This window comes from Amycolatopsis sp. NPDC006131, assembly GCF_040614175.1.
GTDB classification, from domain to species: Bacteria; Actinomycetota; Actinomycetes; order Mycobacteriales; family Pseudonocardiaceae; genus Amycolatopsis_E; species Amycolatopsis_E tucumanensis.
Genome location: NZ_JBEXTX010000189.1, coordinates 1 through 9249, shown reverse-complemented (window position 1 = coordinate 9249; position 9249 = coordinate 1). Strand labels below are relative to the sequence as shown.

The following is a 9249-nucleotide window of genomic DNA, read 5'->3' as shown; positions in this document are numbered from 1 at the left end:
GGCCGCTTCGGGGCGAAGGTCCAGCCCTTCACCAGGTACTGCATCGCCGCCGCGTCGTCGCGGGTGCCCAGGCCGTGGCGGCTGAGCCGGCGCCGGGAACGGAGCCGCTGACCGGGCGTGGCGGGGTGCCCGGTCAGCGGCCCCGGAACTCGGGGCGCGACTTGGTGCGGAACGCCTGGACCCCGGCCGCGAAGTCGTCGGTGTAGGCGGTGAATCCGCTGCCGAGCGCTTCCAGGACGGCCGACGGCGCGCCGGCTGCAGCGGCATCCACCAGTTGTTTCGCGACCTGCTGCGCGATGGGGGCCGACCCGAGGAGCTCGTGCACCCACCGGTCGGTCTCCGCGTCGATGTCGGCGGCGACGGCGTTGACCAGCCCCCAGCCCAGCGCGGTGGAGGCGTCGGCCCGGCGGCGGGTGAGGATCAGCTCCTTGGCCCGCGCCGGGCCGACCAGTGTGGTGAGCCGCTCGGTTCCGCCCCAGCCCGGGATGGTGCCGAGACCGGTTTCGGGGAGGCCGAAGGTCGCCTCGGGGGTGGCGAGGCGCAGGTCGCACGCGAGGGCGAGTTCCAGCCCACCGCCCACGGCGAGCCCGTCCACCACCGCGACGGTGGGCTGCGGCAGGCGGGCCAGCCGGTCGAACACCCGGTGGCCCTCGGCGATCCAGCGTCGCCACATGTCGGTGGCGCTGAGCCGGGAGAACGCCTCGATGTCGGCGCCGACGCAGAACGCCTTCGACCCGGCGGTGCGGACCACGACCACGCGCACCGCGCCGGATGCCAGCTCGTCGAGGTGCGATTCCAGCTCCGCCAGCATCTCCAGGGTGAGGGCGTTGAGCTTGTCCGGGCGGCTGATCAGGATCGTGGCGACCTGACCGTCCGCGGTCTCGGTCACGGTCACCGATCCGCTCGCGGGCAGCCCGGACGGGCACGCGGCGGTCACTGCTGACCCCGCAGCGCGGCCACGCGCGGGTGCGGTGCGACGGCCGGCAGGCGCAGGCCGACCGGCTCCGGCCGGAACAGCCGCTCGTCCATCGTCGCCGGCTCCGAGCTGACCACCAGCGGGAACTCGGAGCGAGCCAGCACGTCGCGTTCGAGGTCGACTCCGGGGGCGATCTCGGTGACCGTGAGGCCTTCCGGGCGCAACTCCAGAACGGCGCGTTCAGTGATGTAGGTGACCTTCTGGCCGTTCTCGAGCGCACGCCGGCCGGAGAAGGTGGGCGACGAAACCGCCTTGACGAACTTGGTGTGGGGCCCGTCCGCACGAATGTCGAGGCCGTCGCCGGCGACCGCGATGTCGCGGCGCCCGGCGGTGAAGGAGCCGATGAAGACGATTTCGGGGGCGTGGGAGACGATGTCGGCGAAGCCGCCGACACCCGCGGTCACGTGCCGCCGTCCGGGCAAGTGGTGCACGTTGACCGAGCCGTGCTCGTCGATCTCCAGGAACGACAGCATGGTGCGGTGGAACCCGCCGCCCTGCAGCAGCGTGAACTGGTCGGCGCTGGGCATGATCGCGTCCGGGTTCTGCGCCACCCCGAAGACGAAGTCGAGCAGCGGGACGCCGCCGACCGCGCCCTGTTCGATGACCCAGCTGACCGAACCGGCCAGCCCTTCTTCGACCAGGACGTGCGGCACGAGCGCGGACACCCCGAACCCGAGGTTGACGATCTCGCCGGAGCGCAGCTGCTGGGCGGCGCGGCGGGCGGTCACCTTCTCCAGCGAGAACGGCACGGGGTCGAGTGTGGACAGTGGACGCCGGAGTTGTCCGGAAATGGCCGGGTCGTAGGGGGTTTGCGTGGTCTGCAGCTGGTCCGGGGCCACGACGATGGCGTCGACGAGGATGCCCGGCACGCGCACCGCCTGGGGGGACAGGCTTCCTGCCTCGGCCAGCCGCTTGACCTGGGCGATGACGATGCCGCCGTTGTTGTGCGCCGCGTAGGCCAGGTCGAGCGCGCCCAGCGGGGAGGCCTCGTCCTCGAAGGTGAGGTTGCCGTGTTCGTCGGCGGTCGTCGCGCGGATGATCGCGACGTCCGGGATGATCGCCTCGAAGTACAGCCACTCGGCGTCGTCCAGTTCCACCCTGCGCACGAAGCGCTCGGGGGTGATGTCGTTCATCCGCCCGCCGGTTTCGCGGGGATCGACGAACGAGCCGATCCCGACCTCGGTGAACACCCCGGGCTGTTTGGCGGCCGCGGCGCGGTGCATCTGGTACAGCACGCCGGAGGGGAAGTTCCAGGCCTCGATCTCGTCGTTGTCGATCATCTGCCAGATGCGCGGTGGTTCCGCCCGCGAGGGGCCGGACGGGTAGGACCCGGCGATCACGCGGTCGAGCAATCCGGGCCGGGCGATGTGGTCGATGCCCTTGATGCCGGACATGTCGCCGGCCGCGATCGGGTGCAGCGAAGTCAGGCCGCGCGGGCTCGCCGTCTCGGCGAAGCGCTCGCCGATCCCGGCGAGGACGGCGTCCGGGCAGCCGAGCCCCGACGACGAGCTGACCGTGATCACGTCGCCGTCGGCGATGAGATCGGCGGCCCGGCGCGCGGTGAGGATCCGGGGGGTGTGCATGGCAGGTGCTCCTTCGGTCGGGTCAGGACGGGTCGGGGATCTCGCGCAGCGCGTCGGCGGCGGCCTGGGCGGTGTCGGCGGGATCGGTCGCCCACCACCGGTCGCTGAGCACCTCCACCTCGACGAGCCCGCGGTACCCCGCCTTGCGGGTGAGCTGGACGAACCCGGGCAGATCGATGGATCCTTCACCGGGCATGCCGCGGCTGGACAGTTGCCCGTGGATGGGCAGCACCCAGTCGGCGAGCTGGACGGACATCAGCGCCTCCGGGGCTCGGGCGAGTTCGCCGGCCAGGTTGACGTCCCAGAACACGTGGTAGCTGTCGACGCACAGGCCGACCCGCGGGCTGGCGAGGCGCTCGACGAGGTCGACCGCCTCGGTGAGCGAGGTGATGGCGGAGCGGTCGGCGACCATCATCGGGTGCATCGGCTCGATCGCGAGGCGCACGCCGGCTTCGTCGGCGTGCGGGACGAGCTCGGCGATGCCGTCTTCGATCTGGTTACGTGCGGCGGCGAGGTCCCGCCCTGCAGCAGCGCCGCACACGAGTACGAGGCAGTCGGCGTCCAGGGTCCGGGCCTCGTCGATGGCGCGCAGGTTGTCCGCGAGAGCCGCCGCCCGGGATGTCTCGTCGGGCTGGGGAAAGGCACCGCCGCGGCAGACGCTGGACACCCGGAGCCCGGCCTTCCGCAGGTCTCGTGCGGCCGCGGCGGCCCCGTTGCCGGCGTAAGCGTCGCGCCAGAGGCCGACGCCGCCGAACCCGTGCCGCGTGGCGAGTTCGATCAGCCGCGAGAACGACGCGTTCTTGACGGTGACGGAGTTGAGGCTGCAGTGCGCGAGGTCCACGGCTCAGCCGATCCCGTGCACGGCGAAGTAGGCGGCGGCCCGGGTGGCGCTGAACTCCGGGTCGTCGAAGAGGCCGATCGCACTGGCGGCGCGGACCAGGTCCCCGAGGTGGCCGAGGCTGCGTCCCGTCTCGAACCCGCCGATCATGCGGAAGTGGTTCTGCGCCCCGGTGAGGTAGGCCAGCCAGGCGACGCCGACCTTGTAGTAGCGGGTGGGTGCGGCGAACACGAGACGGGACAACGACTCGGTCGGAGCGAGGATCCCGCGGAATCCCGCTTCGTCACCGGCATCCAGCCGGGCCAGCGCCGCCGAGGCGTGGCGGGCGATCACCGCGAACGCGCCGAGCAGCGCGTCGCTGTGGTGCCGTCCGTCCCCGGCGATGAGGTCGGTGTAGTGGTAGTCGTCGCCGGTGAACAGGTGCACACCGGCCGGTAGCCGCCGCCGGAGCTCCTTCTCCAGTTCCGCATCCAGCAGGGACACCTTGATGCCGCGGACGTTTGCGGCGTGCGCGGTGATCAGGTCGGCCACCACGGACATCGCCTTGGCCGGGTCTTCGTAGCCCCAGTAGCCGGCGAGCGCGGGGTCGAACACCTCGCCGAGCCAGTGCAGGATCACGGGTTCGCCCGCCTGCCGCAGCACCGCGTCGTAGACGTCGAGGTAGTCGTCGGCGGACCGCGCGGCGGCGGCGAGATGGCGGCTCGCCATCATCACGGCCTGGCCGCCCGCGTCCTCCACCTCGGCGAGCTGCTCGAGGTAGGCCGCACGCACGGCCTCGGTACCGGCGCCGCCCTCGGGCAGCTGGTCGGTCGCGATGCCGACCACGACGCGGGCGTCTCGGGTCCGGGCCTCGGCGAGGGTGCGCCGGGCCAGCTCCCGGGCGGCGGGCCAGTCCAGACCCATGCCGCGCTGCGCGGTGTCCATCGCCTCGGCGACGCCGAGTCCCAGGTCCCACAGCCGGTGCCGCAGGGCGAGCGTGGCGTCCCAGTCGATCCGGCCCGCGGTTCCCTCGGCCGAGGCCCGCAGCGGATCGGCGACCACGTGAGAGGCGGCGTAGGCCAGCCGGCTCGTCGCGGGGGAGCTGGAGGTGGTCAGGTTCGCGGGCGGGCCGAGGGTGAACGCCGAGGTGGTCCCGTCGGCGGAAGGCAGCGCGATGGCCGTCATTGGCTCTCCTGTAACCGGTTACTTGTCACGTTGCCGGGGATCGTATAGCTTCCGTCCCACGCACTTCAAGTGCGGCTACTGCACCCCACGGCCGGAAGTATCCGGTTACTCAACGAGGAAGTGTGATGACGACGAAGTCAGTGGCGGGCCGGACCGCCGTGGTGACCGGGGGCTCCGGCGGGATCGGATCCGCGATCGTGCGCGCCCTCGCCGCGGCGGGAACCACCGTGGTTGTCGTGGACGCCGACGAGCGGGCCGGGGCCCTCGCGGCCGAGGTCGGCGGTCACGCGATCACGACGGACCTCACCGACGCGGCCGCGCCGCAGCGGGTCGTCGACGACGTGATCGCGACCACCGGCTCCCTGGACGTCCTGGTCAACGGCGCCGGCGTCCAGGTCCGCACCACCGCGGTCGACATCGCGGCCGGGGACTGGGACCGCCTGCTCGCGGTGAACCTGACCGCCGCCTACCGCCTGACCCAGGCCGCGGTCAAGCCGCTGGCCGCCGCCCGCGGGTCGATCGTGAACATCGTGTCGCTGTCGGCCGACCGCGCGGTCGCCGGCATCGTCCCCTATGGCGCGACCAAGGCCGCGTTGCAGCAGCTCACCAAGGGGCTCGCGGTCGAACTAGGGCCGATGGGCGTGCGGGTCAACGCGGTGGCGCCCGGGTACGTCACCACGCCGATGACCGAGCCCGTCCTCGAAAAGCCCGGCTTCCGCGACCGCGTGCTCAGCCGCATCCCGCTCGGCAGGCTCGCCGACGGCACCGACATCGCCGACGTGGTCACCTTCCTGGTCTCCGACGCGGCCCGGTACGTCACGGGCGCGGTGCTGCCGGTCGACGGCGGCTACTCGATCACATGAGGGTGCTGATCGCGCCCGACTCGTTCAAGGGGTCCGCCACCGCCCGCGACGCCGCTCGCGCGCTCGCCGACGGCTGGGTCCGCGAACGCCCCGGTGACGAGCTGGTGGTGCTGCCGCAGGCCGACGGCGGTGAGGGCACCGCCGAAGCGATCCGCGCCGCGACGCCCGGCGCGGTCTGGCGGACCACGCCGGAACCGGTCACCGGACCCGGCGGCGCACCGGTGCCCGGACGGTGGCTGTCGCTGCCGGACGGCACCGCTGTCGCCGAACTCGCGACCGTGTGCGGGCTGCCGATGCTCGGCACACCCGACCCGATGGGCGCCACCACGCGCGGGCTGGGTGAGGTGATCCGCGCCGCGGTCGGCGCCGGCGCCACCTCGGTCACGGTCGCCCTTGGCGGCTCGGCGTCGACCGACGGCGGAGCGGGCGCGCTGCGCGGCCTGGGTGCCCGCCTGCTCGACGACACCGGCGCCGAGCTGCCGCCCGGCGGGGAGGCGCTGAGCAGGCTGGACCGGATCGACGTCAGCGGCCTGGTCCCGCCGCCACCCGACGGGGTCGAGCTGCTCGCCGACACCACCGCCACGCTGACCGGTCCGCACGGCGCGGCCCAGGTCTTCGGACCGCAGAAGGGTGCCTCAGCCGGCCAGATCGCCGTCCTCGACGCCGCGCTCACGCGGTTCGCGGAGGTGCTCGGCGCGGTGCTGCCCGCCGACCCCGGCCGCGCGGGCACAGGCGCCGCGGGCGGCGCCGGATTCGGGCTCTCCGCCTGGGGCGGCGAGCTCGTCGACGGTGCGTCCCGCATCGCCCGCCGCACCGGCCTGTCCGACGTCATCGGAACCTGCGACGTCGTCGTGACCGGCGAGGGTCGTTACGACCACACCTCGGGCACGGGCAAGGTCGTCGGCTCACTCCTCGCCCGCTGCGCGGCCCTCGATCTGCCCTCGATCGTCGTCGCCGGACGGCTGGCGGTGCCACCACCGGGCGCGGGCGTCGACCTCACCGCACTCGCCGGATCCACCGAAGCCGCGATCGCCGAGCCCACGAGGTTCCTGCACACCGCGGGCGCACACGCCGCCCGTACCATCCCTTCCGCCTGACCAGGAAAGAGAATCAACGACGATGACCGAACGCGTTCAGGCGCCATCCCACGCCGCCCCCGTCACCACCGCCGACCTGCGCCGCGCCGCGTGGGCCAGCTCCATCGGCAGTGCCCTGGAGTACTACGACTTCGCGCTCTACAGCCTGGCCTCGGCGCTGATCTTCGGCCCGCTGTTCTTCCCCGGCGGCAATCCCGCCACCGGCCTCATCCTCAGCTTCGGCACCTACTTCGTCGGGTTCGCGGTCCGCCCGATCGGCGGCATCGTCTTCGGCAGGCTCGGCGACCGGCTCGGCCGCAAGTTCGTCCTGATGACCACCGTCGGCATGATGGGCGCGGCGAGCGCGCTGATCGGGGTGCTGCCGACCTACCACGCCGGCCCGGGGGACTGGTACCCGTCGGGCGCCGGCCTCGTCGCCCCGATGCTGTTGCTGCTCCTGCGGATCGTGCAGGGTCTCGGCGCCGGCGCGGAAATGGCGGGCGCGTCGATCCTGATGACCGAGTACGCGCCGACCCGGCGGCGCGGGTTCTACGCCTCCCTGCCGTTCATGGGTGTCCAGGTCGGCACGGTCGTCGCGGCGCTGATCTACTTCCTGCTCTACAGCGCCGGCAAGCAGACGATCACCGAGACCTGGCTGTGGCGCATCCCCTTCCTGGCCAGCGTCGTGATCATCGGGGTAGCCATCTACCTGCGGCTGCGCCTGAAGGAGTCGCCGACGTTCCGCAAGCTCGAGGCCAAGGACCAGATCGCCGAGCGGCCCCTGCGCGAGCTGCTGACCCACTCCCGCGGCACCCTGCTGCGCGGCATCGGGCTGCGCATGGCCGAGAACGGGTCTTCTTCGATGTACCAGGCACTCGCCGTCGCCTACGTCACCAGTGCCGGCGTCGGGCTGAAGGGCCCGATCGGCGCGTTGTCGCTGGTGTTCGCCGCGACGCTGGGCGCGGTCGTCGTGCCGATCGCCGGCGCGTTGTCCGACCGGTTCGGCCGGGTCCGGGTCTACCGGGGGTTCGCGGTCTTCCAGCTGGTCGCCGCGTTCCCCATCTGGTGGGCGCTGAGCCAGGGCAGCACAGTGGTGACCGTCGTCGTCATCTCGCTGGGGCTGGGCATCGGCACCTGGGGCATGTTCGGGTCGCAGAGCGCCTTCATGACCGAGCTGTTCGGGGCGCGGCACCGCTACCTCGGGGTCTCGGTGGCGCGCGAGGTGTCGGCGGTGCTCTCCGGCGGAATTGCCCCGCTCGTCGGCGCGGCGATCATGGCGGCGGTCGTGTCCGCGGACGGTGGCGCCGGCGTGCCCGGAGCCGGGCACGGTTCGTGGGTCTTCCTGGCCGGCTACCTGTTCCTGCTGACCCTGATCACGGTCGCGACCACGTTCGTCACGCCCGACCCGGCCCGGCGCGACCTGGACGACCCGCGCGACGCGGTGGCGGCGGCGCGCGAGCGGGCGTGATCACGGCGTGGCCCCTGGAGGCACGCGATGACGGGCAGCACATACCATCACCCCGGCACCGGGACGGGGTTCCACCTGGGCGGACGAGGGAGGCGGCGGGTGGCGGGCGAGACGGTGAACGCCGCGGAACCACGGCGGGTCACCATCCGGACGGTCGCGAAGGCCGCGGGGGTGTCCACCGCGACGGTGTCGCGCGTCATGAGCGGCGTGTCGACCGTCAAGCCGGAACTCGCCGAGCGCGTCCGGCGCGTGGCGGAGGAGTTGTCCTACCGGCCCAGTGAAACGGCGCGGAACCTGGCGCTGGGCGCTCTGCGCAACATCGGCGCCCTGATGCCGGATCTGGGCAACTCCTACTTCCACGACGTGGTCAAGGGCATGCACGACGTGGCTTCGGAGGAGGGTTTCCGCCTGCTCATCGCCGATCACGCCGGCACGTCGGACGACGAGTTCGCCACGGCGTGGGACCTCATGGGCCACGTGGACGGCCTGGCGCTGCTGTCCACGCGGATCCAGTTGTCCGGTCTGAAGGACCTGGCCCGGCAGAAGACACCGGTGGTCCTGGTCAACCGCGTCGAGCACGGCGTCGATCTGCCCATGGTCGGGGTGGACAGTTTCACGGCGATGCTGGAGATCTGCGCGCACGTCGCCGAGCTCGGGCATCGCCGCGTGGTGTACCTGTCCGGCTCGGAACTGGCCTGGCAGGACCGGGAACGCTGGCGCGCCGTGCGCACCAGCGAGCGCTTCCTCGGTCTGGACGCGGTCCGGGTCGAAGCCGACGGCACCATCGAGACCAGCTTCGAGGCCGTCGAGCAGGCGCTGGCTCACGAGCCGACCGCGTTGATCTGCTTCAACGACCTGGCCGCGGTGGGCGCCATGTCGAAGCTGCGGGAGCTGGGTCTCGACGTTCCCGGTGACATCTCCGTCACCGGGTTCGACGACATCGTGATCGGGCGGCACGTCTTCCCCGCGATCACCACCGCGACCAGCCCCCGCGACGAGCTGGGCCGCCGGGCGTGGGCCCTGCTGCACGACGCGATGAACGGCCGTGTCCCCGACGAGACCGCGGTGCTGGTGCCGGCGAGCCTGCGGAAGCGGCAGTCGACGGGTCCGGTGCGGGCGCGCTAGTTGTCGTGACCTGACAGGTTGTGGAGGGTCAGGGCAGTCGGCTGATGGGTGGGTGGGCTGCTAGGGCGGAGTGTGGGCGTTCAGTGTTGTAGTGCTGGACCCAGGTGGGCAAGGCTGTCAGGCGGTGGGTGTTGGAGGTCCAGGGCTGGGCGTAGG

The 9249-nt window shown here is 72.4% G+C and carries 9 protein-coding genes; 4 read left to right on the top strand and 5 right to left on the bottom strand.

All coding sequences use genetic code 11. The annotated features are described in order from the left end of the window. Positions 1 to 133: 133 nt before the first annotated feature. The 4 genes from ABZ215_RS42355 to ABZ215_RS42340 are packed head-to-tail and all read right to left on the bottom strand — an operon-like array spanning position 134 to position 4561. The gene (locus ABZ215_RS42355) at positions 134 to 937 is read right to left on the bottom strand and encodes an enoyl-CoA hydratase/isomerase family protein (RefSeq protein WP_354956489.1); all 804 of its coding nucleotides are present in this window, start codon (positions 935 to 937) and stop codon (positions 134 to 136) included. Beyond that, entirely contained in the window at positions 934 to 2559 is a 1626-nt protein-coding gene (locus ABZ215_RS42350; RefSeq protein ID WP_354956487.1) for a malonate decarboxylase subunit alpha, read from the bottom strand. The genes ABZ215_RS42355 and ABZ215_RS42350 overlap by 4 nt, the downstream gene beginning before the upstream one ends. 22 nt (positions 2560 to 2581) lie before the next feature. Further along, positions 2582 to 3400: a sugar phosphate isomerase/epimerase family protein gene (locus tag ABZ215_RS42345; protein ID WP_354956485.1), complete on the bottom strand. Its 819-nt coding sequence runs from the start codon at positions 3398 to 3400 to the stop codon at positions 2582 to 2584. A gap of 3 nt (positions 3401 to 3403) precedes the next feature. Further along, positions 3404 to 4561 (bottom strand): dihydrodipicolinate synthase family protein, encoded by a 1158-nt coding sequence (locus ABZ215_RS42340; RefSeq protein WP_354956483.1) that lies wholly within the window; start codon positions 4559 to 4561, stop codon positions 3404 to 3406. Between the two features lie 125 nt (positions 4562 to 4686). On the opposite strand from ABZ215_RS42340, the gene ABZ215_RS42335 reads away from it, so the two are divergent. The 4 genes from ABZ215_RS42335 to ABZ215_RS42320 all read left to right on the top strand — a co-directional run bounded on the left by ABZ215_RS42335 (position 4687) and on the right by ABZ215_RS42320 (position 9093). Beyond that, positions 4687 to 5424, top strand: a complete 738-nt coding sequence (locus ABZ215_RS42335) for an SDR family oxidoreductase (RefSeq protein WP_354956481.1) — start codon at positions 4687 to 4689, stop codon at positions 5422 to 5424. Then, the gene (locus ABZ215_RS42330) at positions 5421 to 6521 is read left to right on the top strand and encodes a glycerate kinase (RefSeq protein ID WP_354956479.1); all 1101 of its coding nucleotides are present in this window, start codon (positions 5421 to 5423) and stop codon (positions 6519 to 6521) included. Before ABZ215_RS42335 ends, ABZ215_RS42330 begins: the two co-directional genes overlap by 4 nt. 22 nt (positions 6522 to 6543) lie before the next feature. After that, entirely contained in the window at positions 6544 to 7968 is a 1425-nt protein-coding gene (locus ABZ215_RS42325) for an MFS transporter (protein WP_354956477.1), read from the top strand. 99 nt (positions 7969 to 8067) lie between these two features. Next, positions 8068 to 9093: a LacI family DNA-binding transcriptional regulator gene (locus tag ABZ215_RS42320; RefSeq protein ID WP_354956475.1), complete on the top strand. Its 1026-nt coding sequence runs from the start codon at positions 8068 to 8070 to the stop codon at positions 9091 to 9093. Between the two features lie 28 nt (positions 9094 to 9121). Here ABZ215_RS42320 and ABZ215_RS42315 read toward each other — a convergent pair. Beyond that, positions 9122 to 9249: integrase core domain-containing protein (locus ABZ215_RS42315; protein WP_354956491.1), on the bottom strand; the 128-nt coding region annotated here is incomplete at its 5' end.